The sequence below is a fragment of the Aeromonas sp. ASNIH2 genome (genome assembly GCF_002934795.1).
GTDB classification, from domain to species: domain Bacteria; phylum Pseudomonadota; class Gammaproteobacteria; order Enterobacterales; family Aeromonadaceae; genus Aeromonas; species Aeromonas caviae.
In genome coordinates, this window is the sequence record NZ_CP026406.1 from 2,895,319 (window position 1) to 2,920,000 (window position 24,682).

Sequence of the window (24,682 nt, forward strand, 5' to 3'; positions counted from 1 at the left end):
TCAAGATGGCGTTAGAGGGTGGTGACCAGCAGATAGGCATTGAGGCCGATCACCAGGGCGACGATGAGGCGCCCCACGGCCTGGGTGACGGGGTGATTGCGATGTGCCCCCATCAGGGCGCGATCACCGGTCAGGATCAGCAGCGGAATGAGAGCGAGGGCGATGCCGAAGCTCAGCACTACCTGGCTCAACACCAGGATTTCAGTGGTGTTGAGGCCCATGGCGATCACCACGAAGGCGGGGGCCATGGTGATGGCTCGGCGCAGCCAGAGCGGAATGGTGAAGCGCACGAAGCCCTGCATCACCACTTGTCCCGCCAGCGTCCCCACCACGGTGGAGGAGATACCGGAGGCGACCAGGGAGAGGCCGAACAGGGTGGCGGCTGCCGGGCCCAGCAGGGGCGTGAGGGTTTGGTAGGCCGATTCCAGCTCGGCCACCTGTTGGTTGCCGGAGCTGTGGAAGGCGGCAGCCGCCATGGCCATCATGGCCAGGTTGACGAAGCCGGCGATGGTCATGGCGATGGCCACGTCGACCCGGGTGCTGTGCAGTCGCTGGGTCACCGTGCCCTGCTCCTGGGTGTGCTGGGTCAGGGCCGAGTGGAGATAGATGACATGGGGCATCACGGTGGCACCAAGCACGCCGGCGGCAAGATAGACAGCATCACCATTGGGGAGGCCGGGGAAGAGTGCCCCTTCCAGCAGATTCGGCAGGTGGGGGCGCGAGAAGATCAGCTCGACGATGTAGGCGGCGGTCACGAACAGCAGCAGGCCCCCCACCACGAACTCCAGCGGCTTCTGGCCGCGGGATTGAAGCATCAGGATCCCCCAGGTGACCACGGCGGTGATGCAGGCCCCTTCCAGCAGGGTGATGCCGAGCAGCAGCTTGAAGCCGACCGCAGCGCCGATGAACTCGGCGAGATCGGTGGCCATGGCGATGATCTCGGCCTGCACCCAATAGGCCCAGACTGCGGGCCTGGGCAGACGATCACGAATGTGTTCCGCCAGGTTCTTGCCAGTGACGATACCGAGCTTGGCCGAGAGGGTCTGCACCAGCATGGCCATCAGGTTGGCCCACACCACTACCCACAGCAGTTGATAGCCGAAGGTGGAGCCGGCCTGGATATTGGTCGCAAAATTGCCCGGGTCGATATAACCGATGGCGGCGATGAAGGCGGGGCCGAGCAGGGTCAGCTTGAATTTGCGGGCCGGGATGGCCGTGGTGAGCGCAGGTTGCATACTGTCATCCTCCGTGGGGATATGAGGAGAGTATGGATCTAAATGATAATTGTTATCAATTAAAGTTTTGTATCGGGCTCATCGAGAAAAACATCTTGCTTCGCCAGTTGCAGTGGGAGAGGTGATTTCGTACAATACGCCGCCCTAGAAAGCAGCGTCTAAACATCACTATGTTCCTTGCCTCCGAGGTCTGGCTGCACCTGGGCGGAGGCTGAATTAATCCGTAAGGAGCTAAAATGCGTCATTACGAAATCGTCTTCATGGTTCATCCGGACCAGAGCGAGCAAGTACCTGGCATGATCGAGCGTTACACCGGCGCTATCACCACCGCTGGTGGTACCATTCATCGCCTGGAAGATTGGGGCCGTCGTCAACTGGCTTACCCGATCGACAAGCTGCACAAGGCTCACTACGTTCTGATGAACGTAGAAGCTGAACAGGCCGTTATCGATGAGCTGGAAACCAACTTCCGCTTCAACGATGCCGTTATCCGCAACATGATCATGCGCACCAAGCACGCCGTGACTGAAGTTTCTCCGATGGCCAAGGCCAAGGAAGAGCGCTTCACCCGTCGTGACGACGAGCGTCGCGAAGATGCTGTTGAAGCGTCTTCCGAAGAGTAATTCTTAGATCACCGCATTAGAGGATAAAGGCCATGGCACGTTATTTCCGTCGTCGTAAGTTCTGCCGCTTCACCGCCGAGAACGTTACCGAGATCGACTACAAAGATATCGTTACTCTGAAAAACTACGTCACTGAATCTGGCAAGATCGTACCGAGCCGTATCACCGGTACCCGCGCCAAGTATCAGCGTCAGCTGGCACGCGCCATCAAGCGTGCTCGTTACCTGGCTCTGCTGCCGTACACCGATCTGCACAACAAGTAAGAATCGGCCCGGCGCTTACGCCTAACTCAACGAAATTTATAGAGGAAAGGTAATGCAAGTTATCCTGCTCGATAAGATCGCCAAACTGGGCGGTCTGGGTGACCAAGTTTCCGTAAAAGCTGGTTATGCCCGTAACTACCTGATCCCGCAAGGCAAAGCTGTTATGGCCACCAAGGCCAACATCGAAGCCTTCGGTGCTCGTCGCGCTGAGCTGGAAGCCAAACTGGCTGCCAACAAGGCTGCTGCCGAAGAGCGCGCTGCCAAGCTGGGTGAGCTGGCTGCCGTTGTCATCGCCTCCAAGTCTGGCGACGAAGGCAAGCTGTTCGGTTCCATCGGCACCCGTGACGTGGCTGAAGCCATCACGGCTGCCGGCGTAGCCGTTGCCAAGAGCGAAGTCCGCATGGGCAACGTTCTGCGTAACACCGGTGAGTACGAAGTTGTTGTTCAGCTGCACGCTGACGTCAAAGCAACCGTACAAATCCAGGTTGTTGCTCTGTAATAGCGTTCCGCTCTTGCAGAAAAACCCGCGCACATGCGCGGGTTTTTTATTTTCAGATCAAGGGGTAAAGTGAAGGTCTGTTCCTCTGGAGGAGAACCTTTATGGCTGCCTGGGTTGAAGGTCGGGTCATCGAGCGCATCGAGTGGACACCCACCCTGCTCTCCCTGCGTGTGGAGGCGGAACTTGCCCCCTACAAGGCGGGTCAATTCACCAAGCTGGCCCTGGAGCAGGGCGAGCATCGCGTCCAGCGTGCCTATTCCTTCGTCAATCCTCCCGGCACGCCCTATCACGAATTCTATCTGGTGGAGATCCCCGGCGGTGAGCTGAGTCCCTCTCTCGGTTCCCTGCAGGTGGGCGACAGCCTGCTGGTGCAGTCCCAGGCCACCGGTTTCCTGACCCTGGATGAGATTCCCCCGGGACGGGATCTCTGGCTGCTCTCAACCGGCACCGCCATCGGCCCCTTCCTCGCCATGCTGGCCGAGGGACAGGTCTTCGACCGCTTCGAGCATCTGGTGCTGGTACACGGGGTGAGAAAAGGGGAAGAGCTCAGCTATCAGCCGCTTATCGCCAGTTTTGCCGAGCAGCATGGCGAGCGTTTTCGCTATGTTCCCTTCGTGAGTCGTGAGACCTGGCCGGGGGCGATGGCAGGGCGTATCCCGGCAGCCATCGTCGATGGCAGCTTGCAGTCGAGGGTGGGGCTGAACTTCTCCCCCGAGTTGAGCCAGGTGATGATCTGCGGCAACCCCGCCATGGTGAAAGAAACCCAGCAGACCCTGCTCGGGCTGGGGCTTGCCAAGAACCTGCGTCGCGCCCCCGGCAATATCAGCATGGAAAACTACTGGTAGGGGAGATGACTCCAGGGGCCACAGGCCCCTCAACCATGTCCATGGGCATGCTGGTCAGTGTTTTTGGTGGCCGTTGCCGCCGTGCTTGTTCTTGGGCTTGTCATGGCCCTGACCCGGGTTGTTGCCACTGTGAATGCTGCGGTTGTAATGGTCGCGGTATTTTCCATCCATGTTGTCGCAGTTGAGCTGGATGCGGCTGGTCCGGGTGCTGACATCCAGGCAGTTGTGTTGCCACCACTCGTACTCCTTGTCGTCCCAATCCAGGCTTACCCGGCCCCGGTCGGTGGAGATCCGGATGTCGTCATCGTGTTTGGAAGGGTGGGCAGCAAAGGCCATTCCCTGAACCAGAAGCAGGGAGAGCAGCAGTGCGCCGCAGGAAGTCATGGTCATGTGGGTCATCGTATCAAGGCTCCTGTCAGGGGGATCATTGATCCGGTTGCGTGCTGATCTGGTTGGTGCTGGGGGGCTGGTTGCGCTGCGTCTCGTCCTCCAGATTGAGGTTGGTCCTCTTGCAGTCGGCGGCGGCCGCGTCACCGCTCCCGAGATCGAAGCAGTTGCTCTGGGACCAGTCAAACTGCGTGTCATTCCAGTCCAGATTGAAGGTCAGCGCATCCACGGAGAAGGTCTGGCTCCCATCGTCCTGTGCCAGGGCGCTACCGGTGATCAGAAAAAGAGAGAGTAACAAAGCCGTCGTTCTGTTCATGATGTCCTCGAGTCGTGTTCGGTGGAAATGAGTGTAATGCGGCGGGCTTAACCCGAGCATAACCGCAGATGTCCTTCAGGTACGGGGTCGATTGTAGTGTTTTTCTGCTGTCGATTTGCACGTTTTGGTCGCACTCTGGGCAGCTGATCGTCCATGGGCGGGAATTCGGGGATTTGCCCTTCTCTCCGGGGGAGTGGCGACTATAATCGGTAGCCAACTTTTCCTTCAGATGTTTCCCGCTTCATCATGACTACACAGGCTTGCGCCGCATTGCGCTACCCCAAGGGATGGTTCGCCCTCACGACTGTCTACAGTTTTACCGGGCTGGCCATTCTGGCTTCCATCGTCTTCTCCCTGCTGCTGTTTCTCTCCATCGACGAAAACCCCCTGATGAAGTGGCTGTTCGGCGGGCTGGCCATCATCTTCGAGCTGGGCAAGTTCTACGTCTGGTACGAGTATGGCGAGTGCAAGGCGAGGCGGGATCTGGGCGGCGCCTTCTGGTCGCTGCTGTTCTACAGCGTGCTGGCCGCCATCTCCATCGGGGGCAGTATCGGCGGCATCAACAGCGCCACCAACACCATCCTGAGCCAGCAGGCGCGTCACGAGCGGGAGATAGCCCGTTTCGACGAGCAGATAGCCAGCATAGAGCGGCAGATCCAGCTCAACGAAGAGGCGGCCCGCAAATACATCGAGATGGCGCGTATCTCGAGCGGCGTCAGCGGTCTGCAGCAGGCCAACACCAAGCTCAGGCTGCGTCAGGACGAGCTGCGCCAGGAGCGTGATGCCAAGCCGCTGGGGGAGCAGTCCTCCATGCTGGGGCTGATGAGCAGTCTGGCGGACGGGGTGGGCATGAGCATCGGCCAGGTGCAGTTCCTGCTGGTCTGCTTCCTGTCTATCCTGCTCGATGCATTTGGTGCCTTTTTCGTCAGCCTGATCGGTGAGGAGAACCGCTTCCGCCGTCAATGGATGTGGCAACGGGAGAAGGCGCAAGCCGAGGCCCGGGTCGCAGTGCCGACCCCGGAGCCGCCAGCCATCAGCAGACCCATGCCCGAGCCAGCCGTGGTCGCCCAGGTGCGCGGCGCGCTGGAGAGCGGCGAGCTCAAATGCAGCAAACGCAAGGTGGCAGAGGCATTGTCACTGTCTCTGGAGGAGGTGGACCGGGTGTTCCAGCATCTGCTGGCGCAGGGCGTGCTGGGGCAGGGCAGCAATCGTCACTACCATCTTCGTGCCGAGCAGGGGTGATCCGGCTCAGTCGAACCAGATAAGACCCTCATAGGGTTGCTGTCTGAGAGAGGCGAGGCGGCTATCCAGGTTGCCTGCATGGATTTCCAGTCGGTGCCCGTCGGGATCCAGCAGATAGAGTGAATCCCCTTCGCTGCTGTTCTTCTTCCACTCCACGACGCCCGCCGCGCGCAGACGGGCGCAGAAGGCTGGAAACTGTTCAGGCGAGATGCCAAACGCGACATGGCTGTAATCTCTGGCCGGTTGGGGAGGATCGCAGGAGAGACAGAGCCAGAGATCGCCGAGGGTGAGATAGGCTCCCCGTGCCCATCTCACCCTGGGGCGACATCCCAGCAAGTCGACATAAAAGGCAACGCTGCTGTCGAGATCGCCGGTTGCCAGCGTGAGATGGTTCAGTCCATGCAGCATCTTCTCTTCTTCCCCCTTGTCCCCGAACCCTAGTGAGTGAGCACCATCATCAGGCTGAGGAAGGCGGCAAGCCCGCCGCCGATGCCGATGATCCAGTAAAAGCCCTTGGCCCCCTGTTTGAGCGGAATACGGAAGTAGAGCAGAAACGCCCACCACCCCAGGGCCAGCAACAGAGGAATAAGAAACATTCGAGCCATGGTGTCCTCGCTGTTATTCTGTTGACCCTTGATCAATCAACAGGATGGATTGTGCAATGACGCAGCTACAGATTACCGCATTCGGCGACCCCTCGGTACTCAGGCTCAACCCTTCCCTGGACAAGGTGCCCGCGGAGGGAGAGGTCCGGGTGCGCATCTGCTTTGCGGGGGTCAACCCCATCGATGCCAAGACCCGGGCCGGTCTCGGCTGGGCGGCCGCCCAGAACAAGGACAACCTGCCCTGGACGCCGGGTTATGACGTCTCCGGCGTGGTGGAAAAGGTGGGGCCCGGCGTGACCTCCCTGGCCGAGGGGGATCAGGTGTGCGGCATGGTGGGTTTCCCCCTCGCCGCCGGTGCATATGCCGAATCCGTGGTGGCCCGCGAGGAGGAGCTGGTCAAGCTCGATGGGGTGAGCCTCAGGCAGGGAGCGGCCCTGCCGCTGGCGGGTCTCACCGCCTGGCAGGGGCTGCTGGAGCACGGTGGCCTGCAGTCGGGGCAACGGGTACTGATCCTGGCCGGTGCCGGTGGCGTCGGCCACCTGGCGGTGCAGTTTGCCGCCGCCTATGGTGCCCACGTGGTTGCCACGGCAAGCGGCGACAATCACAGCTTCCTTCATAGTCTCGGGGCGAGCCGGATGGTGGATTACCACCAGGCCGGGTGGTGCACCGAAGCGATCACCGATGGTCCGTTCGATCTGGTGCTGGATCTGGTGGGGGGCGAGAGCGGCAAGGCGGCGCTGGCCTGCGTCAAGCCGGGCGGCCGTCTGGTGACGGTCCCCACCATCACGGCCCAGCAGATCAAGGACGCGGGGGCCGAGCTCGGCGTCGAGGTTGTCGGCATGCTGGTCCATCCCGATCGAACGCAGCTGACCCAGATGCTGACGCTGCTTCGCCAGGGGGAGGTGAAGATCACTGTCTCCGGTGAATACACGCTGGCAGAAGGGGCGCTGGCCCATCAGGCCATCGAGCAGGGCCATGTGCGCGGCAAGCTGTTGCTGCGCATGTCCGCCGCAGACGGCCAGCCCGGATGATAGACTTCACCGGGATGGGGCTGGGAGGGTTGTTTCTGAGCGCCTTCACCTCCGCCACCCTGTTGCCCGGCAGCTCGGAAGTGCTGCTGGGCGCCATGGCGGCCAAGGGGGAGTGGAGCATGACCAGCCTGCTTTTCTGGGCGACGCTGGGCAATACCCTGGGTTCTATGACCACCTGGTGGCTCGGCTGGCTCGCCACCCACAAGAAAAAACCGGAAGATTTTCAAGGCCGTGGGGAACAAAAAGCCCTTGGTTGGCTCAAACGTCATGGCCACTGGTGTCTACTGCTTGCCTGGACGCCTGTGGTCGGCGATGGTCTCTGTCTGCTGGCTGGTTGGCTGCGCCTCTCCTTCTGGCGCTCCCTCATCTTGATCGGGCTCGGCAAATTGCTTCGTTATGCCCTGGTGTTTCTGCTGGCCAGTCAGATCTTCTAGCCCTTTTGTCACTCACGAGGTACCCGTGAACAAACTCATTCCATTAAGCATGCTGCTGGGCTTCTCCCTTCCCGTGCTGGCGGCCCCGACCCTGGTGTCCGAGCAGGTCAAACAAGAGGGCAAACTCGGCATCCCCTACCAGATGTACAAGCTGGACAACGGTTTGACCGTGATCCTTGCCCCCGACCACTCCGATCCCCTGGTGCATCTGGATGTCACCTATCATGTCGGCTCCTCCCGGGAAACCGTGGGCAAGTCGGGCTTTGCCCACTTCTTCGAGCACATGATGTTCCAGGGCTCCAAGCACGTTGGTGATCAGGAACACATGCGGATCATCAACGAGGCGGGCGGTGACATGAACGGCACCACCAACAAGGACCGCACCAACTACTACGAAACCGTGCCGGCCAATCAGCTGGAGAAGGTGCTCTGGCTGGAGGCGGATCGCATGGGTTTCCTGCTCGATGCGGTGAGCCAGAAGAAGTTCGAGATCCAGCGCGCCACCGTCAAGAACGAACGGGCCCAGCGTATCGATAACCAGCCTTATGGCCTGGTGGGCGAGCGGGTGGGGGAGGCACTCTATCCGCGCACCCACCCCTACTCCTGGCAACCCATCGGTTATGTGGAGGATCTCGACCGGGTCGACGTCAACGACCTCAAGCAGTTCTTCCTGCGCTGGTACGGTCCCAACAACGCGACCCTGACCCTGGGCGGCGACTTTGATACCAAGCAGGCGCTGGCCTGGATTGAGCAGTACTTCGGTTCCATCCCGCGCGGTCCGGATGTGGCAGAACCGACGCCCCAGCCTGCCACCCTGCCGGCAACCCGCTACGTGACGCTGGAAGACAAGGTGCATCTGCCGCTCCTGTATATCAGCTACCCGACCGTCTCCCTGGGTGACCCGCAGGAGCCGGCGCTGGACATCTTTGCCGATGTGCTGGGGGGTTCTGCCAGCTCCATGCTCTACCAGTCCCTGGTGAAAACCGGCAAGGCCATCGAGGCGGGTGCCTCCCACTCCTGCGAAGAGCTTGCCTGTACCCTGACGGTCTATGCCTACCCCAATCCGGCGGCGGATGGCAGCCTCAAGACCCTCAAGGGCGAGGTGGACAAGGTGATCGGCGAGTTCGCCCAGCGCGGCATCAAGCCCGCGGATCTGGAGAAGGCCATCAGCAGCTATCGCGCGTCCGCCATCTGGGGACTCGACAGCATCGAGGGCAAGGTCAGCCAGCTTGCCATGGGGCAGGTGCTGGCCCGGGATCCCGACTATGTGTTCAAGAATCTGGATGCCATCGCCCGGGTCAAGGGGTCTGACGTCAAGGCTGCCTACGACAAGTTCATCCAGAACAAGCCTGCCGTGGTGCTGAGCGTGGTGCCCAAGGGCAAGAGCGACTGGCAGGCCGCGACCCCGAACTTCACTCCCGCCAAGCGGGAGCTGCCGGATTACAGCAAGCATGACAAGGTGCTGGCCGAGCGGCCGGTGAAAGATGACTTCGATCGCAGCGTGCAGCCTAAGGCGGCCGATGCGGTGAGTGTCAAGGTGCCCGCCATCTGGCGTGGCAAGCTCGACAAGGGGATCGAGATCATCGGCACCCACAGCGACGAGATCCCGGCCGTCTCCATCATGATCGCCCTGCCGGGTGGCATCCGGGCCGAAGGCAAGGGAGAACTGGGGCTGGCCAGCCTCACCGCCGCCATGCTGGAGCAGGGGACGACGCGCCTCTCCGAGGCCGAGCTGAGCGACGAGCTGCAAAAACTCGGCGCCAGCATCAGCATCTCCAGCGCCCAGTACAACAATCTCATCACCATCAGCAGTCTGGCGGACAAGCTGCCCGAAACCCTGGCGCTGGTGCGGGAAGTGCTGCTGCAACCCGGCCTGCGGGAAGCGGACTTCGAGCGGCTCAAGACCCAGATGCTGCAAGGCATGAAACAGAGCGAGCAGCAACCCGAGTGGCTGGCGGGTCAGGCGTTCCGCGAACTGGTCTATGGCAAGCAAAACCGCCTCGGCCAACCCTCTGACGGGGTGCTGGCGGACGTGGAGAAGCTGACCCTAGCGGATGTGAAGCGCTTCTATGAGGCCTATTACAATCCGACCAATGCCAAGGTGGTGGTGACAGGTGATGTGACCGCCCAGCAGGTGGAATCCGGTCTCGCCTTCCTGACCCAGTGGCAGGGAGCCGCCCCGACCCTGGGGGATCTCAAGCCCGGGGGAGAGCAGGCCAAGCCAGGCATCTATCTGGTGGACAAGCCGGGGGCCCCCCAGTCGGTGATCCGTATCGGCCGTCGCGCCATGCCGTTTGACACCACGGGAGACTATTTCATCGCCAACCTGATGAACTTCAACCTGGGTGGCAACTTCAACAGCCGCATCAACCTCAACCTGCGGGAAGACAAGGGCTACACCTATGGTGCCAGCTCGGGCTTCCAGGCCAACCGCGAGGCGGGTGTCTTCGCGACCGGCGCCAATGTGCGCACCGATGCGACCGTGGATGCCATCCGCCAGTTCCTCAAGGAGATGGACGGCTACCGCAAGAGCGGGCCGACCCCGGTGGAGCTGGCCTACATGCGCAGCGCCGTCTCCCAGCAGGATGCGCTCTCCTACGAGACCCTGGGGCAGAAGGCTGGCTTCCTGCTGCAGATGATCATGTACGACCTGAAGCCGGACTATGTGCAGGCCCAGAACAACCTGATCAAAACAGTGTCACCCGAGACGCTGAAGGCCAGTGCAGCCCGCTGGCTGGATCCGGCCGAGATGGTGATTGTGGTGGTGGGAGACAAGCAAAAGCTTGAAAAACCCCTGAGCGAGCTTCATCTTCCCATCTATCCACTGCAACTGCCCTGAGGGGCGTCGCAACAATAAGTGCCGCCCCGGGTGGGGCGGCCACACATGAGCCGTGAATATGACTACTACTAGCTTGTCGCTCACCGAGTTGCTGGCTGCGCTGGGCACCCCGGAACGGGTGACCGCCCTCAAGGGGATCCGGCGCGGGATCGAGCGCGAATGTCTGCGCATCACCCCCGAAGGGACCCTGGCCCAGACCGATCACCCCAGAAGCCTGGGGTCGGCCCTGACCCATGCCAACATCACCACCGATTACTCCGAGAGCCTGCTGGAGTTCATCACGCCGGCCACCGACTCCATCGAGAGCCTGATCGAGCAGCTCGGCGACATTCACCGCCACACCATTCATCATCTGGGAGAGGAGCGGATCTGGCCCCTCTCCATGCCCTGCTTCGTCGGTGACGAGGAGAGCATCCGCCTGGCCCAGTACGGCAGCTCCAACATCGGGCGGATGAAGACCCTCTATCGCCAGGGTCTGAAGAACCGCTACGGCAGCCTGATGCAGGTGATCGCCGGGGTGCACTTCAACTTCTCCATGCCGGACAGCTTCTGGTGCGAGTGGCAGGATCTGGTGGGAGAGGGCTGCTGCAGCCAGCGCTTCATCTCCGACAAGTACATGGGGCTTATTCGCAACGTCTACCGCTTCGGCTGGCTGGTGCCCTATCTGTTCGGCGCGTCTCCGGCCATCTGCGACTCCTTCCTCAAGGGGCGCAAGAGCAGCCTGCCGTTCCAGAAGACTGGCAAGGGCACCCTTTACCTGCCCTATGCCACGGCTCTGCGCCTGTCCGATCTCGGTTACACCAACAGCGCCCAGGCGGGGCTCAAGATCAGTCATGACAGCCTGCCCGCCTATGTGAGCAGCCTGCGCCGGGCCATCAATACCCATGATCCCGACTTCGCCAAGATAGGGGTCAAGGTGAACGGCGAGTACCGCCAGCTCAACGACAACGTGCTGCAGCTGGAGAACGAGCTCTACGCGCCGATCCGCCCCAAGCGTACTCCCCGCAGCGGCGAGAAGCCCTCGGATGCGCTGGAGCAGCGCGGTATCGAATACATCGAGCTGCGCACGGTGGACGTTAATCCTTTCACCCCGTTCGGTATCGAGGTGGATCAGATCCGCTTCTTCGATCTCTTCCTGGTCTGGTGCCTGTTGCGCCCGTCCCCCGTGCTCTCGGATGACGAGGTTGCCCGCAACCGCCGCAACCAGAACAAGGTAGTGCTGGAGGGGCGTCGCCCCGGCCTGACGCTTGAAGATGAGCAGGGCAATGCCATCGGCCTCAAGGAGTACGGCCTCAAGCTGTTCGACGAGCTGGCCGAGGTCGCAGCGCTGCTGGATCGCTGCTGCGGTCGCAACCGCTATCGCGAGACGCTGGCGATGCACCGTGAGAAGTTGCTCGACCCCGAGCAGACCTACTCCGCCCGCCTGCTCAAGCAGTTGCTTTCAAGCGGTCAGGACAACGGCTGCTTCGGCGATGCGCTGGCGAGCCGCTATCGGGAAGAGATGCTGGCCGGCGAGCTGCAATACTGGGACGAGGCCTACTTTGCCGGCGAGGCACGGGACTCCCTGGCCAAGCAGCGGGAGCGGGAACGCAGTGACAGTCTGTCGTTCGACGACTTCCTGGCTGACTATTTCGGTACCCGCCAGACCACGGTCTGAGGATGCCGCCAGGATGACGAAAGCCGCTCCCGGGAGCGGCTTTTTCATGGGAGCCCGGCGGTGGCCTGGCATAAAAAAACGGCCCGTTCGGGCCGTTTTGCATGGGGTGGTTCACCGGTCAGAGGATGAGACCACCGAAGAAGAAGCCGAGCGCCACAGCCATGGCGATGGTGGCCACACCCGGGATGAAGAAGGGGTGGTTGAACACGGCCTTGCCGATGCGGGTGGATCCAGTGTCGTCCATCTCGACCGCGGCCAGCAGGGTCGGGTAGGTCGGCAGCACGAACAGTGCGCTCACGGCGGCGAAGGAGGCGATGGCCGCCAGCGGGCTGACACCCAGTGCCAGGGCGGCAGGCATCAGGGCCTTGGTGGTGGCACCTTGCGAGTAGAGCAGCATGGAGGAGAAGAACAGCACCACGGCCAGCAGCCAGCTGTATTGGCTCAGCAGATCGCCGGCGAACGCCTGGATCTCGACCATGTTGCCCTTCACGAAGACGTTGCCCAGCCAGGCTACGCCCAGCACGCAGATACAGGCGGACATACCGGACTTGAAGGTCGGCATGTTGGTGATCTGGGCCGCGTCCAGTTTGCAGAACAGTACCATCAGGGTAGCGGCGGAGAGCATGATGCCCATGATGGCGCCATCGCGGGGGATCGGCGGGCTGCTGATGAGGCCGACGTTGCCGGAGATGGCGGTGGCATAGGCCATCACGGCCACGATGGAAGCGACGAAGATGCCGACGGAGAGCTTGGCATAAGGCTTGATCTCAACCTGGCTGGTACCGCGCAGCTTGATGAGTCCCTTGGCTTTGCGCTCCAGATAGACTTCGTCCTGATCCAGCGGCTTGCCCAGCAGGTTGGCGATGAAGGCCCCCAGCAGACAGGCGATGAAGCTGGACGGGATGCAGATGGCCAGCAGGGTCAGGTAGTCGACGCCAAGCGGCTCCAGCATGCCGGAGAAAGCGACCACGGCTGCCGAGATGGGGGAGGCGGTGATGGCAATCTGGGAGGCAACGACCGCGATGGAGAGCGGACGAGAGGGGCGAATGCCCTGCTCCTTGGCCACTTCGGCGATCACCGGCAGGGTGGAGAAGGCGGTGTGACCGGTACCGGCCAGCATGGTCATCAGGTAGGTGACGACCGGCGCGGCGAAGGTGATGTGCTTGGGATTCTTGCGCAGGGCTTTTTCTGCCAGGTGCACCAGATAATCCATCCCGCCGGCCAGCTGCATACAGGCGATGGCGCAGATGACGGACGCGATGATCATGATCACGTCCCACGGGAGATAGGTCACCAGCTGATCGCTCGGGATGGGCATGCCCAGCCCCCAGGTCAGCACCAGTACCCCCAGACCACCGGCAAAGCCGATACCTATGCTGCCTATCCGGGCCCCCAGATAGATAGCGGCGAGCACCACAAGTAACTCGATTCCAATCATAGCGAACACTCCATTTTCCAGTTTTTTTAGGTTTTATTAGGCTGAAAAGCCAATTCCCGATGGGGCTGTGGGGAGACCGCTCGGGAATTGACTTTAAATGGGCCGGGATCACCCCGGCCCATCTGCTCGCTTATACGGTGGCTTCGCGGGTGTAACGCTTGGCTTTGTATTGCGGGTTCATCAGGTTCTCGATGGAGAGGATCTCGTCCAGCTGTTCGGCGGTCAGCAGGCCGCGTTCCAGCACGACTTCGCGGACGTTCTTGCCGGTTTGGGCACAGATCTTGCCGACGATGTCGCCTTCATGGTGACCGATGAAGGGGTTCAGGTAGGTCACGATGCCGATGGAGTTCAGCACGTGGTTCATGCAGATGTCCGGGTTGGCGGTGATGCCTTCCACGCACTTCTCGCGCAGGGAGATGCAGGCTTTTTCCATCAGGCTCAGGGATTCGAACATGGCCTGACCAATCACCGGCTCCATGACGTTCAGCTGCAGCTGACCGGCCTCGGCGGCGAAGGTGATGGTGACGTCGTTGCCGAATACCTTGAAGCAGGACTGGTTGACCACTTCCGGAATGACCGGGTTGACCTTGGCGGGCATGATGGAGGAGCCAGCCTGCATTTCCGGCAGGTTGATCTCTTTGAGCGCGGTGCGCGGGCCGGAGGAGAGCAGACGCAGGTCATTACAGATCTTGGAGAGCTTCATGGCCAGACGCTTGACCGCACCGTGCAGCATCACATAGGCGCCGCAGTCGGAGGTCGCTTCGATGAGGTCCTCTGCCGGCACGTAGGCACGACCGGTGATCTCGGCCAGACGCTTGATGGCAAGACCGGAGTACTCGGGCGGGGTGTTCAGACCGGTACCGATGGCGGTGGCGCCCAGGTTCACTTCCAGCAGCAGCTCCTGGCAACGCTTGATGGATTTGATCTCTTCACGCAGGGTGACGGCGAAGGCGTGGAACTCCTGACCCAGGGTCATGGGCACGGCGTCCTGCAACTGGGTACGGCCCATTTTCAGGATATGTTTGAATTCCTTGGCTTTGACATCGAAGGCCGCGATGAGGGCTTCCAGAGCGTGCAGGGTGGTGTCGGTGCTGTTGACCACGGCCACGCGGAAACCGGTGGGGTAGGCATCGTTGGTGGACTGGCACTTGTTGACGTGATCGTTGGGGTTGATGACGTCGTAGCGACCCTTTTCAAGTCCCATCAGCTCGAGGGCGATGTTGGCCAGCACTTCGTTGGTGTTCATGTTGACGGAGGTACCGGCGCCGCCCTGATAGACATCGACCGGGAACTGGTCGAAGCACTTGCCGGTGTTCAGCATCAGGTCGCAGGCTTCGACAATCTTGTCTGCGATCTCGGGACGGATGGTGCCCAGCTCACCGTTGGCCAGTGCAGCTGCCTTCTTGGTCAGGACCATGCCACGAACAAACTCGGGAACGTCAGAAATCTTCTGAGTGCTGATCTTGAAGTTTTCAACAGCGCGCAGGGTGTGCACGCCGTAGTAGAGGTCGTTGGAAACTTCTTTGGTGCCCAGCAGGTCTTCTTCAATGCGGACGTTCTTGATGTCGCTCATTGTTATGCCTCAGAAATCAAATAAATGGAAACGATCCTCACCGAGTGGTCGCGATTTCCCTACGCACATTTCATCCTGAAGCACCACACATCGGGTGGGGCAGTTGGGAGCCAGTTGCTCCCTGTGCAATGACTGGTGTTGATGTTACCCCAATTGAGGTATCCGGTATTAGACCTGGATCACTAAATTTGAGGCAACCTCAAATTTCTTGTGGTCATTAAACAGATATTGCAATCGGGCGATTAACTTTGACAGAACAACCACCTCAATCCCAGTTGGGCGGACAAATATTTATCCGTATTCCGGGGCCTGCGGCAGGAGAGGCTTGAAAAATGATCAACCAGCCCCATTTTAATGTCAGAAGACCTGAACCCGGCGCGCCAGCATCCGCGATGTGCGGCTGCCGACCGGACACCCCGGGTCCATTCATTCATCGCTCCGAGGTTGCTATGGGCAAGTTGTTACTGTTGTTGGTCGGGCTGGTATTGCTGGAGCTCACCGTCATGATCAAGGTGGGCTCCGTGATCGGGGCCTTGCCGACCGTTGGCTTGCTGGTGCTGACCGCCGTGCTGGGATCGTCGCTGGTGCGCAGCGAGGGGATCAAGACCCTGCTCACTGCCCAGCAGAAGATGCAGCTGGGGGAGATGCCCGGCCGCGAGGTGATGGGTGGCATGATGCTGGCGCTGGCGGGCTTGCTGCTGATTATCCCGGGATTTGTGAGCGATATTGTCGGCATCCTGCTGCTGCAGCCCTGGCTGCGCAACATGCTGGCCGACAAGCTGATTGGCAGCAATCAGTTCAGGATGTAGATGGGGGGCTTCCAGGCTCGCCAGCAGCCGTTCGAGCCGGGTCCCGGCGATGACAGGCCCGGACAATCCCCGCGAGCGGGTGGCAACACCATCGAAGGGGAGTTCGAACGCAAAGAGTAATCGCGAGCCTCGGGCTGTGCCGTCAGGATCTCCCCTGATGGCACAGCCGCTCGAATCTGTGGCGGGCATACCCCCATGCCAGCAATCCGGCGGCCAGGTTCGCCAGCAGCATCCCCAGATAGATCCCCTGTTCTCCCCCCAGTTTTGCCCCCAGCCAGGCCCCTGGCAGCAAGAAGCCAAACAGTCTGATGCCGTTTATCAGCAGTGACACCGTCGATGCCCTGACGCCGTTGAGGGCCGATGCCAGCAGCATCACCATGCCCTGAAAGCCGTAGCCGATGGGGACCAGATGCAGATAGAGCACGATGAGTCGCACCACTTGCGGATGATCGCTGAACAGATCGGCGATGAAGGGTGCGAGAAGCCAGATCAGCGCGTAGACCCCAAGCTGGAACAGCAGGGCGAAGCGCATGCAGAGCAGCAGGGCGGCCTTGGCTCGGGCCGGATTCCCGGCGCCGCAGTTCTGCGAGATGAAGGGGGCCAGCACGGAAGAGAGCGCCATCATCACGATGAGCAGCAAGGCCTCGACCCGGGATGCCGCGCCGTAGGCGGCGACCACCTCGGTTCCGAGCCCGGCGAAAATGATCATCAACACGGCGTTGGCCAGTGGGTTGAGCATGTTGGTAAACGATGCGGGCACCGCCACATGGAGCAGGGCGCGCCAGTGGGCCAGCAACTGCGGGCGCGGGGAGAGGCGCCAGCGCAGCAGGCCCTCGCGGTGGCGCAATATATAGAGGCTGACCAGCATGGCCATCAGCCAGGAGAGGGAAGTGGCGATGGCGGCTCCCCGAATGCCCCACTCGGGGAAGGGGCCCGGCCCGAAGATGAGCAGAGGATCCAGCACGCCGTTGACCAGACCGGCGACCCCCATCACCAGACTGGGGGTTTTGGTATCCCCCGTGGTCCGGATGGCCGCATTGCCGACCATGGGCACGACCAGCATGGGGACGGTCAGATACCAGATGAGCATGTAGTCGTGGATGAGGGAGATGAGCTCGGGGCTGGCCCCCAGCAGGGTGAACAGGGGGGTAATGGTCAATGCCCCCAGCCCGGCGAGCAGACTCACCAGGATGACGGCGAGGAACAGACAGTCTGTGGTGATGCGGGCTGCCTCGTCATGGCGACCCTGCCCCAGGGCATGACCGAGCAGGGCGCACAGGCCCGCCCCCAGCCCCATGGTCAGGGAGGTGACGACAAAGGTGACCGGGAAGGTGAAGCTGATGGCGGCCAGCGCCTGGGTACCCAGCATGCCGATGAAGTAGGTATCGACTAGGTTGAAGGCCAGGATGGCGATGATGCCCAGGATCATGGGACCCGTCATGCGCAGCAGCATGGGCGTCATGGGAGCGGTCAGCATGGGATTGGGTCGGCTCAAGGCAGAGTCTCTAGGTGCTTTGGGCCTGAATGCTGGCCGTCTCCATCCGCCTTCCTGATTGGGGATGGGTGATCCATCGAAGGTGTTCATAGTACGTGAAAATATTTTTTTTGTATTTGCCCTTGAAGGGCTAGCCCTGTTGCCCCAGATCAGGGGCATGACAAATTTGGCCGATTGCGGCCATTCCTCAAGCAACACAGAGACTCATTTTGGGAGAGTTATCGATGAAAATTCGTCCACTGCACGACCGCGTCATCATCAAGCGCATCGAAGCTGAAGCCAAATCCGCTGGCGGCATCGTCTTGACTGGCACTGCGGCCCAGAAGTCCACCCGTGGTGAAGTTCTTGCCGTGGGGACTGGTCGAATTCTGGACAATGGGGATGTCAAAGCACTGGCCGTCAAGGTGGGTGATAAGGTGATCTTCAACGAAGGCTACGGCGTGAAGACCGAAAAGCTGGATGGCCAGGACGTACTGATCCTGTCCGAGACCGACATCCTGGCGATTGTCGAAGAGTAATCACCCTCCCTCTTTTCCCGAATTGATTTAAGGATTGAAGAACATGGCAGCTAAAGAAGTTAAGTTTGGCAACGAAGCTCGCATCAAAATGCTGGAAGGCGTCAACATCCTGGCCGATGCCGTCAAGGTGACCCTGGGCCCGAAAGGCCGCAACGTGGTGCTGGACAAGTCCTTCGGCGCCCCGACCATCACCAAGGATGGCGTCTCCGTTGCCCGTGAAATCGAACTGGAAGACAAGTTCCAGAACATGGGTGCCCAGATGGTCAAGGAAGTCGCTTCCAAGGCCAATGACGCCGCCGGTGACGGTACCACCACTGCCACCGTACTGGCTCAAGCCATCGTCAACGAAGGCCTGAAGGCCGTTGCCGCCGGCATGAATCCCATGGATCTGAAGCGTGGTATCGACAAGGCCGTTGTGGCAGCCGTTGCCGAGCTGCAAGCACTGTCCACTCCCTGTGCCGACAACAATGCCATCGCCCAGGTAGGCACCATCTCCGCCAACTCCGACGAGAAGGTCGGCAAGCTGATTGCCGAAGCCATGGACAAGGTCGGCCGTGACGGCGTCATCACCGTGGAAGACGGTCAGGGCCTGGACGACGAGCTGGCGGTGGTAGAAGGCATGCAGTTCGACCGCGGCTACCTCTCCCCTTACTTCGTGAACAAGCCGGAAACCGGCTCCGTCGAACTGGATGACCCCTTCATCCTGCTGGTGGACAAGAAAGTCTCCAACATCCGCGAAATGCTGCCGGTGCTGGAAGGTGTGGCCAAGGCGGGCAAACCGCTGATCATCGTGGCCGAAGACGTGGAAGGCGAAGCACTGGCGACCCTGGTGGTCAACACCATGCGTGGCATCGTGAAAGTGGCCGCCGTCAAGGCGCCGGGCTTCGGTGATCGCCGCAAGGCCATGCTGCAGGATATCGCCATCCTGACCGGTGGTACCGTGATCTCCGAAGAAGTGGGCATGGAGCTGGAAAAAGCGACCCTGGAAGATCTGGGCCGTGCCAAGCGCATCGTCATCACCAAAGAGAACACCACCATCATCGATGGCGTGGGCGATGCTGCCCTGATCGAAAGCCGCGTGGCCCAGATCCGTCAGCAGATCGAAGAGACCTCTTCCGATTACGACCGTGAGAAGCTGCAAGAGCGCGTGGCCAAGCTGGCCGGCGGTGTTGCCGTGATCAAGGTGGGTGCTGCCACTGAAGTTGAAATGAAAGAGAAGAAAGCCCGTGTTGACGATGCCCTGCACGCCACTCGCGCAGCCGTGGAAGAAGGCGTGGTTGCCGGTGGTGGTGTAGCGCTGGTGCGCGTTGCTGCCAAGCTGGCCTCCCTGCGTGGTGACAACGAAGACCAGAACGTCGGCATCAAGGTTGCCCTGCGCGCCATGGAAGCCCCGCTGCGTCAAATCGTCATCAACGCCGGCGAAGAAGCCTCCGTTATCGCCAATGCCGTGAAGAACGGTGAAGGCAACTACGGTTACAACGCCTACACCGAACAGTACGGAGACATGCTGGCCATGGGTATCCTGGATCCGACCAAGGTAACCCGTTCTGCCCTGCAGTTCGCCTCGTCCGTCGCCGGCCTGATGATCACCACAGAGTGCATGATCTCCGAGCTGCCGAAGAAAGATGCACCTGCCATGCCTGATATGGGTGGCATGGGCGGTATGGGTATGATGTAATCCCGTCAAGTCATCAAACGGCTCGCTTTTGCGGGCCGTTTTTTTTAGTGCTACTAAGCTGAAGTTGTTGATAGTGAAATGATCTGAGGTGAACATGCGATACTTAGGGCTTCTCCCGTTACTCCTTTCCCTGGCCTTGCCGGGCATGGCGCAGGCGACACCACAAGGGCCGGTCATTCTCAAGGTGACGGGGAATCTGGACCCTGCCGATCCGGCAGATGGAGAGGTGCTGTTCGATATGGCCATGATCCAGGCACTGCCGCAGCATGAGGTGGTGACGAGCAATCCCTGGGTGGACAAACCGCACAAGTACGTGGGGCCGAAACTGGCGGACGTGCTGACTGAGGTGAAGGCCAACGGCAAGAGCATCACGCTCACCGCCCTGAACAGTTTCCAGATCCGGATCAACTGGGATAAGGTCAAGCAATACGATCCTATCCTGGCCTGGCAGGATGACGGGATGACCATGCGGGTACGTGACAAGGGGCCGCTCTGGTTTATCCTGCCACTGGATCAGCATCCCGAACTCAGGCGTTCCGAGTTCACCGACATGATGATCTGGCAACTGAGTGCGATCGACATTCAGCAGTAAAAACGGTGGTTTACGGGAGTACTGGGTGAAAGCGAAGACCAGGGCCTGGCCCTTACTCGGCGTTCTTTATCTATCCATTCTGTTGTTCACGGGTAGCACCCTCTATTGCCTGGTGCAGATACAAAATGCGACCCGGGTGATGGAGAAGTACACCTATGACGTCTCTTGGGCATTGATGCAGTTGCAGCTCGAGCTGGGCCGCTTTCTCAATGCCGTCGAGATTTACCACTATGGTGGCATAGACCAGGAAGCTCTGCTGCTCCGCTATGACATTCTCTGGAGTCGTACCCCCATCCTCCTGAGCGGCCAACTGAGAAAAAGCCTCGCGGACAATCCGAAGACGCTGCGGCTGGTGAAACTGACCGAAAGCAGCATTCGCAAGCTGGAGCCTGATTTGGTCAAGCTCAAACCGGGGACGCCGGATTACCAGCAAGTCATGATGACACTTGCGCCCTTGCAGGAACCCCTCTCTTACTCTCTTGCTTCCGTCATGCAGAACAATATCAACGTCTATACGGGCAACGACGCGCGTTTTGGCCAGTTGCGCAATGCCCTGCTGTTCATGGTGTCGGGGCTGGTGGTGTCCGTCATTCTGCTCAGCGGCCTGCTGGTGCGAGAAGCCAGGCGCCATTTCAGGACCGCTAGGATCGATCCCCTCACCGGGCTCGCCAACCGGCTGGCGCTGCTGGAAAAGATGGATGCCTATGTCACCCGTGACACCTCCTTCGGACTGGTGCTGGTCGACATCAACGACTTTCGTGATATCAACAGCAAGTTTGGCTACAACACAGGGGACCTCCTGCTGCAGGAGGTGGCAAAGCGGCTGCGCGCCCTGTGCGAAAACGGGGAGTGGGTGGCGCGTTTGGGGGGAGATCAGCTTGCCATGCTGCAACGGGAGGGGAGCGATCTTCGTCAGGTCAGGGAGCTCGTGGCCAGAGTGCTCCACTCCATCAAGCAAGACATCATCATCGACAACTACCCTTTCCGGCTTGAGGTCGGTATTGGTATCGCCTTCTTCCCGACCGACAGCAACCAGACCCAGGAGTTGCTCAGCCGGGCGGAGCAGGCCCTCTCTCACAGCCGCAAGACCCATGTTCCCTATGTCATCTATGACAGTTCCCTGCTCAACGAGACGGCCAGGCGCAAGCATCTTGCGTCTGACATGGTGATGGCGCTGGAGCACAATGCGCTCGAGCTCTATTACCAGCCCATCGTCAATCTGGAAAGTGGCCGCTGTGAAGCCGTGGAGGCGCTGCTGCGCTGGCGCCATCCCGAGCTTGGCTTTATTCCCCCCAACGAGGTGATCCAGGTGGCGGAAGAGTTCCAGCTGGCCGAGAAACTGGGTGGCTGGGTATTGAATACCGCATGTGAACAACTGCATCAGTGGCAGCACCTGGGTTTGGTGGACTTGCAGATGTGCGTGAATATCTCCCCGGGCATGTACCAGCGCAACCTGTTGAAGCTGGTGGCCAGAGCGCTGATGGAGCACCATATCCCTGCGTCCAGCCTGGTGCTGGAGGTGACGGAAGACACCACCATGCGCGAGGTCAAGAACTCGCTGCAGTTGATGCAGGATCTCAGCCAGCAGGGGGTACATCTGGCCCTTGACGACTTCGGCACCGGCTACTCCTCCCTCAGCTACCTGCAGAAGCTGCCGGTGAGCAAGGTGAAGATAGACAGGTCCTTCATCCAGGGTATCGACACCTCCATTGAGGCGGCCGAACTGGTCGCCAACATCTGCCGTATGGGCTCCATGCTTGGCAAGAAACTGGTATGTGAAGGGATCGAGACCCAGGGGCAGCTCGATGTGCTGCGCTCATTGACCGACATACATCTGTATGGGCAGGGATATCTGTTCAGTCGCCCGGAGCATGCTGAAAAGGCCTATCAGACATTGCTGGAGATGGAAGAGCGCTGGTTGGCCCGGCGCTCGCCGGACAAGGCATATCTGCGTTGAACGATATGGCTCATGTCTCACCGGTCCCGGCCGATAGTCTCTTGGCAGGAGGTACACAATGGATATTTCTAGTTCTGCAAATGCGTCGTTCGGTTCTGCACTGATGGTGGCCAGCCTGGCCAAAAAGCAGCAGACCCAGGAAGGCGAATCCGCACTGAAACTGCTGGAAACAGCAGCGCAATCCGCTCCGGCAGCGCCGACATCGGCCAGCGCTTCCCTCGGAAGCAAGATCGATATCCGCGTCTGAGCGATAAAAAAGCCCCCATCTCTCGATGGGGGCTTTCTTTTTATTGGGCTGTTACCTGTCAGGCTCAGACCGGGAAAGGGGCCGGTGCCTCGAAGGTCATCCGCTCGCCGCTGCGGGGGTGGCTGATGGTCAGGCTGGCAGCATGAAGATAAAGGTGCGGTGCAGCCGCCAGCGCATCCGGGTTGGCGTAGAGGTTGTCGCCGAGGATGGGGTGACCCAGCTCCAGCATGTGTACCCGCAACTGATGGGAGCGACCGGTAATCGGGGTCAGCTTGATCAGGCTGTTGCCGTTCTCCACCTTCAGTTTTTGCCACAGGGTCAGGGCATGACGCCCCTCCTCAAAATCCACCTTCTGCTTCGGCCGGTTGGGCCAGTCGACGCAGAGCGGCAGATCCACTTCACCCGCATCCAGCGCCGGTTCACCCCACACCCAGGCGAGGTAGTGCTTCTCGGTCTCCCGCTCTCGGAATTGCCGGCTCAGCTCCCGGTGGGAGTTGGGGGTGAGCGGGATCACCAGCACGCCGGTGGTCGCCATGTCGAGGCGATGGGCAGCCGCCGCCTTGGGGTGCTGCTGCTTGACCCGATGGAGCACGCTGTCTTCATTCTCGGGGCCGCGCCCGGGGACGCTCAGCAGGCCAGTGGGCTTGTTGACCACCATGATGTCCTTGTCCTTGAACAGGATATCGAGCCAGGGTTCCAGGGGCGGGGAGTATACAAACATAGCGTCTCGCATCTTGAGTCAAAGCGGGGGGCAAGCCCCCATCAGTTATGGGTAACCACGATAAAAAGTGCATGGCATCCAGCCTGAGTTGGGTCTGGTCGTTAGCAACCAGATGATGCCTGCACCGTTTTATCAGTTATGGGTAACCACAATAAAGCGGATGGCATCCAGCTTGAGTTGGGTCTGGTCGATCAGGTGGTGCAATTCTGCCTGCAGATTGCGCAGATAATCCAGTTCGCTGTCGCGCACATTCGGGTTGACCGCCTTGAGTGCCTCCAGCCTGTCCAGATCCTGTTGCAGGGTCTGCGCCATCTGGGCACGGGCCTTGTCGACAATCCCGGCTTTCAGTTCGTTGGCAATGACCTCGCCCTTGCCAATCAGTCCGTGGATCACCGGCTGGGATGCGGTAACCAGCTTGCTGCCAAGGTGGCGGTTGACCGGTGTCAGCTGGCGGTTGAAGGCATCAAACGCCACTTTCTCGCCCAGATTCTGGCCGTTCTTGTCCATCAGCAGACGGATCGGCGTCGGCGGCATGAAACGGTAGAGCTGGGGATGAGCCGCGGACTCGGCAACGAAGATCAGCTCAAGCAAGATGGAGCCGACCGGCAGCGCCTTGTTCTTGAGCAGTGCCACCGAGGTGGCACCGATCTCGGAACCCAGGATCAGGTCGATACCGCCGCGCATCATGGGGTGATCCCAGGAGAGCAGCGCCATGTCATCCCGCGACAGGGCGGTGTTGCGATCGAAGGTGATGGTCATGCCGTCTTGCGGCAGGCCCGGGAAGCTCGGCACCAGCATGTGATCCCCGGGAGTCAGCACCAGCGCATTTTCACCACGATCATCCTGGTTGACGCCGATCTCGTCGAACATCTTGAGGGCGAAGGAGATCATGCCGGTGTCGTCATCTTCGGCGGCGAGCTTCTCGACCAGCTGCTGGGCGGTGGTGCCACCGCTGGAGTGGATTTCCAGCAGGCGATCGCGACCCTGTTCCAGCCGGGCCTTGAGTGGCTCGTGCAGTTCGCGGGTCTTGACCAGCAGGGCGTCGAGGGGGCCCTGCTCGCCGGTGTTGGCAGCCAGCAGCTCGAACAGCTCGTCACGTACCGCTTCGAACACCGGGCGGGCGGTCGGGCAGGTCTGCTCGAATGCATCCAGACCATCGTGATACCAGAGCTGTAGGGCGCGCTGGGCAGTCCCTTCCAGATAGGGGACGTGGATCTCGACGGTATTCTGCTGACCGATACGGTCCAGTCGGCCGATACGCTGTTCCAGCAGATCCGGGTTGAGTGGCAGATCGAACAGCACCAGATGGCTGGCAAACTGGAAGTTGCGACCTTCTGAGCCGATCTCGGAGCAGAGCAGCACCTGAGCTCCCCCCTCAGCTTGAGCGAAATAGGCGGAGGCCTTGTCCCGCTCGAGGATCGACATCCCTTCGTGGAATACGGCGCCACGGATCCCTTCACGGGTGCGCAGCGCCTCCTCCAGCGCGATGGCGGTGGCTGCTTCGGAGCAGATCACCAGCACCTTCTGCTGACGGGCTGAGAGCAGCAGTTCCAGCAACCATTCGACGCGCGGGTCGAACTGGGTCCAGGTAGCGTTGTCGCCTTCGAACTGCTGGAAGATCTTCTCGGGATAGAGGTAGCGCAGGGCACGGGTCTGCAGATCGCCGCCATTGCCACCC

At 60.5% G+C, this 24,682-nt stretch carries 24 protein-coding genes and 1 pseudogene (1 of these 25 cut by a window edge); 15 read left to right on the forward strand and 10 right to left on the reverse strand.

What is annotated here, in order from left to right:
• Positions 1 to 11: 11 nt before the first annotated feature.
• Positions 12 to 1,235, reverse strand: coding sequence for an Nramp family divalent metal transporter (locus C3F36_RS13815; protein WP_104455248.1), 1,224 nt, complete (start codon positions 1,233 to 1,235; stop codon positions 12 to 14).
• 236 nt (positions 1,236 to 1,471) lie between these two features.
• Here C3F36_RS13815 and rpsF point away from each other — a divergent pair, with 236 nt between their 5' ends.
• The 4 genes from rpsF to C3F36_RS13835 all read left to right on the forward strand — a co-directional run bounded on the left by rpsF (position 1,472) and on the right by C3F36_RS13835 (position 3,465).
• Entirely contained in the window at positions 1,472 to 1,858 is a 387-nt protein-coding gene (rpsF, locus tag C3F36_RS13820) for a 30S ribosomal protein S6 (protein WP_005331771.1), read from the forward strand.
• A 32-nt stretch (positions 1,859 to 1,890) separates the two neighbouring features.
• The gene (gene rpsR / locus C3F36_RS13825) at positions 1,891 to 2,121 is read left to right on the forward strand and encodes a 30S ribosomal protein S18 (protein ID WP_005313392.1); all 231 of its coding nucleotides are present in this window, start codon (positions 1,891 to 1,893) and stop codon (positions 2,119 to 2,121) included.
• 52 nt (positions 2,122 to 2,173) lie between these two features.
• A complete protein-coding gene (gene rplI / locus C3F36_RS13830; protein ID WP_010673120.1) occupies positions 2,174 to 2,620 on the forward strand; it encodes a 50S ribosomal protein L9 in 447 nt (148 codons plus the stop codon).
• Between the two features lie 101 nt (positions 2,621 to 2,721).
• Positions 2,722 to 3,465 carry a ferredoxin--NADP reductase gene (locus C3F36_RS13835; protein ID WP_104455249.1) on the forward strand — a complete coding sequence of 248 codons (744 nt, stop codon included), beginning with the start codon at positions 2,722 to 2,724 and terminating at the stop codon, positions 3,463 to 3,465.
• Positions 3,466 to 3,519: 54 nt separating this feature from the next.
• Here C3F36_RS13835 and C3F36_RS13840 read toward each other — a convergent pair whose 3' ends face one another.
• Positions 3,520 to 3,864, reverse strand: coding sequence for a hypothetical protein (locus tag C3F36_RS13840; protein WP_104455250.1), 345 nt, complete (start codon positions 3,862 to 3,864; stop codon positions 3,520 to 3,522).
• Positions 3,865 to 3,889: 25 nt separating this feature from the next.
• Positions 3,890 to 4,168 (reverse strand): hypothetical protein, encoded by a 279-nt coding sequence (locus C3F36_RS13845; RefSeq protein WP_052814585.1) that lies wholly within the window; start codon positions 4,166 to 4,168, stop codon positions 3,890 to 3,892.
• 246 nt (positions 4,169 to 4,414) lie between these two features.
• Here C3F36_RS13845 and C3F36_RS13850 point away from each other — a divergent pair, with 246 nt between their 5' ends.
• The gene (locus C3F36_RS13850; RefSeq protein ID WP_049636447.1) at positions 4,415 to 5,410 is read left to right on the forward strand and encodes a hypothetical protein; all 996 of its coding nucleotides are present in this window, start codon (positions 4,415 to 4,417) and stop codon (positions 5,408 to 5,410) included.
• A gap of 6 nt (positions 5,411 to 5,416) precedes the next feature.
• On the opposite strand, the gene fos is transcribed toward C3F36_RS13850, so the two are convergent.
• Together fos and C3F36_RS13860 are read right to left on the reverse strand one after the other, a co-directional pair.
• Complete coding sequence (fos, locus tag C3F36_RS13855; protein ID WP_039040005.1) at positions 5,417 to 5,818, reverse strand: fosfomycin resistance glutathione transferase; 402 nt, start codon at positions 5,816 to 5,818, stop codon at positions 5,417 to 5,419.
• Between the two features lie 29 nt (positions 5,819 to 5,847).
• A complete protein-coding gene (locus C3F36_RS13860) occupies positions 5,848 to 6,015 on the reverse strand; it encodes a hypothetical protein (RefSeq protein ID WP_005308905.1) in 168 nt (55 codons plus the stop codon).
• 56 nt (positions 6,016 to 6,071) lie between these two features.
• Here C3F36_RS13860 and C3F36_RS13865 point away from each other — a divergent pair, with 56 nt between their 5' ends.
• Genes C3F36_RS13865 through gshA form a run of 4 tightly spaced genes read left to right on the forward strand, consistent with a single transcriptional unit; the run spans position 6,072 to position 11,976 of the window.
• Positions 6,072 to 7,046 (forward strand): NADP-dependent oxidoreductase, encoded by a 975-nt coding sequence (locus tag C3F36_RS13865; RefSeq protein WP_191967193.1) that lies wholly within the window; start codon positions 6,072 to 6,074, stop codon positions 7,044 to 7,046.
• Positions 7,043 to 7,480, forward strand: a complete 438-nt coding sequence (locus C3F36_RS13870) for a YqaA family protein (RefSeq protein ID WP_103858664.1) — start codon at positions 7,043 to 7,045, stop codon at positions 7,478 to 7,480. Before C3F36_RS13865 ends, C3F36_RS13870 begins: the two co-directional genes overlap by 4 nt.
• Before the next feature lie 25 nt (positions 7,481 to 7,505).
• Positions 7,506 to 10,319, forward strand: a complete 2,814-nt coding sequence (locus tag C3F36_RS13875; RefSeq protein ID WP_104455252.1) for a M16 family metallopeptidase — start codon at positions 7,506 to 7,508, stop codon at positions 10,317 to 10,319.
• Between the two features lie 58 nt (positions 10,320 to 10,377).
• Entirely contained in the window at positions 10,378 to 11,976 is a 1,599-nt protein-coding gene (gene gshA / locus C3F36_RS13880) for a glutamate--cysteine ligase (protein WP_039040008.1), read from the forward strand.
• Positions 11,977 to 12,094: 118 nt separating this feature from the next.
• Here gshA and C3F36_RS13885 read toward each other — a convergent pair whose 3' ends face one another.
• Entirely contained in the window at positions 12,095 to 13,414 is a 1,320-nt protein-coding gene (locus C3F36_RS13885) for an anaerobic C4-dicarboxylate transporter (RefSeq protein WP_041210978.1), read from the reverse strand.
• A gap of 130 nt (positions 13,415 to 13,544) precedes the next feature.
• The gene (gene aspA, locus C3F36_RS13890; protein ID WP_010673133.1) at positions 13,545 to 14,987 is read right to left on the reverse strand and encodes an aspartate ammonia-lyase; all 1,443 of its coding nucleotides are present in this window, start codon (positions 14,985 to 14,987) and stop codon (positions 13,545 to 13,547) included.
• 449 nt (positions 14,988 to 15,436) lie between these two features.
• Between aspA and C3F36_RS13895 the strand changes: the two are divergent.
• A pseudogene (locus C3F36_RS13895) lies at positions 15,437 to 15,916 on the forward strand (FxsA family protein).
• 22 nt (positions 15,917 to 15,938) lie between these two features.
• Here C3F36_RS13895 and C3F36_RS13900 read toward each other — a convergent pair.
• Positions 15,939 to 17,273: an MATE family efflux transporter gene (locus C3F36_RS13900; protein ID WP_233759754.1), complete on the reverse strand. Its 1,335-nt coding sequence runs from the start codon at positions 17,271 to 17,273 to the stop codon at positions 15,939 to 15,941.
• Between the two features lie 242 nt (positions 17,274 to 17,515).
• On the opposite strand from C3F36_RS13900, the gene C3F36_RS13905 reads away from it, so the two are divergent.
• The 5 genes from C3F36_RS13905 to C3F36_RS13925 all read left to right on the forward strand — a co-directional run bounded on the left by C3F36_RS13905 (position 17,516) and on the right by C3F36_RS13925 (position 22,283).
• Positions 17,516 to 17,809, forward strand: a complete 294-nt coding sequence (locus C3F36_RS13905; RefSeq protein ID WP_005309514.1) for a co-chaperone GroES — start codon at positions 17,516 to 17,518, stop codon at positions 17,807 to 17,809.
• A gap of 43 nt (positions 17,810 to 17,852) precedes the next feature.
• Positions 17,853 to 19,487: a chaperonin GroEL gene (gene groL, locus C3F36_RS13910; protein WP_010673136.1), complete on the forward strand. Its 1,635-nt coding sequence runs from the start codon at positions 17,853 to 17,855 to the stop codon at positions 19,485 to 19,487.
• A 94-nt stretch (positions 19,488 to 19,581) separates the two neighbouring features.
• Positions 19,582 to 20,079: a molybdopterin-binding oxidoreductase gene (locus tag C3F36_RS13915; protein WP_029313815.1), complete on the forward strand. Its 498-nt coding sequence runs from the start codon at positions 19,582 to 19,584 to the stop codon at positions 20,077 to 20,079.
• A gap of 25 nt (positions 20,080 to 20,104) precedes the next feature.
• A complete protein-coding gene (locus C3F36_RS13920; RefSeq protein ID WP_039040011.1) occupies positions 20,105 to 22,036 on the forward strand; it encodes a putative bifunctional diguanylate cyclase/phosphodiesterase in 1,932 nt (643 codons plus the stop codon).
• Positions 22,037 to 22,094: 58 nt separating this feature from the next.
• Positions 22,095 to 22,283: a hypothetical protein gene (locus tag C3F36_RS13925; protein WP_010673139.1), complete on the forward strand. Its 189-nt coding sequence runs from the start codon at positions 22,095 to 22,097 to the stop codon at positions 22,281 to 22,283.
• A 64-nt stretch (positions 22,284 to 22,347) separates the two neighbouring features.
• Here the strand turns inward: C3F36_RS13925 and rluA are convergent, their stop codons facing one another.
• The gene (gene rluA / locus C3F36_RS13930) at positions 22,348 to 23,004 is read right to left on the reverse strand and encodes a bifunctional tRNA pseudouridine(32) synthase/23S rRNA pseudouridine(746) synthase RluA (protein WP_041214498.1); all 657 of its coding nucleotides are present in this window, start codon (positions 23,002 to 23,004) and stop codon (positions 22,348 to 22,350) included.
• Positions 23,005 to 23,136: 132 nt separating this feature from the next.
• Positions 23,137 to 24,682, reverse strand: partial view of an RNA polymerase-associated protein RapA gene (rapA, locus tag C3F36_RS13935; protein WP_104455254.1) — the 3' portion only. The gene runs 1,322 nt beyond the window's last position; only the last 1,546 of its 2,868 coding nucleotides appear in the window; its start codon lies off the right edge, out of view; its stop codon occupies positions 23,137 to 23,139.

Coding starts and splice junctions, on each gene's coding strand:
- C3F36_RS13815 (WP_104455248.1), bottom strand. CDS start 1,235: ATGCAACCTGCGCTCACCACGGCCATCCCGGCCCGCAAATTCAAGCTG.
- groL (WP_010673136.1), top strand. CDS start 17,853: ATGGCAGCTAAAGAAGTTAAGTTTGGCAACGAAGCTCGCATCAAAATG.
- C3F36_RS13835 (WP_104455249.1), top strand. CDS start 2,722: ATGGCTGCCTGGGTTGAAGGTCGGGTCATCGAGCGCATCGAGTGGACA.
- C3F36_RS13925 (WP_010673139.1), top strand. CDS start 22,095: ATGGATATTTCTAGTTCTGCAAATGCGTCGTTCGGTTCTGCACTGATG.
- gshA (WP_039040008.1), top strand. CDS start 10,378: ATGACTACTACTAGCTTGTCGCTCACCGAGTTGCTGGCTGCGCTGGGC.
- C3F36_RS13845 (WP_052814585.1), bottom strand. CDS start 4,168: ATGAACAGAACGACGGCTTTGTTACTCTCTCTTTTTCTGATCACCGGT.
- aspA (WP_010673133.1), bottom strand. CDS start 14,987: ATGAGCGACATCAAGAACGTCCGCATTGAAGAAGACCTGCTGGGCACC.
- rpsF (WP_005331771.1), top strand. CDS start 1,472: ATGCGTCATTACGAAATCGTCTTCATGGTTCATCCGGACCAGAGCGAG.
- C3F36_RS13915 (WP_029313815.1), top strand. CDS start 19,582: ATGCGATACTTAGGGCTTCTCCCGTTACTCCTTTCCCTGGCCTTGCCG.
- C3F36_RS13865 (WP_191967193.1), top strand. CDS start 6,072: ATGACGCAGCTACAGATTACCGCATTCGGCGACCCCTCGGTACTCAGG.
- rplI (WP_010673120.1), top strand. CDS start 2,174: ATGCAAGTTATCCTGCTCGATAAGATCGCCAAACTGGGCGGTCTGGGT.
- C3F36_RS13900 (WP_233759754.1), bottom strand. CDS start 17,273: ATGCTGACCGCTCCCATGACGCCCATGCTGCTGCGCATGACGGGTCCC.
- C3F36_RS13885 (WP_041210978.1), bottom strand. CDS start 13,414: ATGATTGGAATCGAGTTACTTGTGGTGCTCGCCGCTATCTATCTGGGG.
- C3F36_RS13860 (WP_005308905.1), bottom strand. CDS start 6,015: ATGGCTCGAATGTTTCTTATTCCTCTGTTGCTGGCCCTGGGGTGGTGG.
- rluA (WP_041214498.1), bottom strand. CDS start 23,004: ATGTTTGTATACTCCCCGCCCCTGGAACCCTGGCTCGATATCCTGTTC.
- C3F36_RS13850 (WP_049636447.1), top strand. CDS start 4,415: ATGACTACACAGGCTTGCGCCGCATTGCGCTACCCCAAGGGATGGTTC.
- fos (WP_039040005.1), bottom strand. CDS start 5,818: ATGCTGCATGGACTGAACCATCTCACGCTGGCAACCGGCGATCTCGAC.
- C3F36_RS13905 (WP_005309514.1), top strand. CDS start 17,516: ATGAAAATTCGTCCACTGCACGACCGCGTCATCATCAAGCGCATCGAA.
- C3F36_RS13870 (WP_103858664.1), top strand. CDS start 7,043: ATGATAGACTTCACCGGGATGGGGCTGGGAGGGTTGTTTCTGAGCGCC.
- C3F36_RS13840 (WP_104455250.1), bottom strand. CDS start 3,864: ATGACCCACATGACCATGACTTCCTGCGGCGCACTGCTGCTCTCCCTG.
- rpsR (WP_005313392.1), top strand. CDS start 1,891: ATGGCACGTTATTTCCGTCGTCGTAAGTTCTGCCGCTTCACCGCCGAG.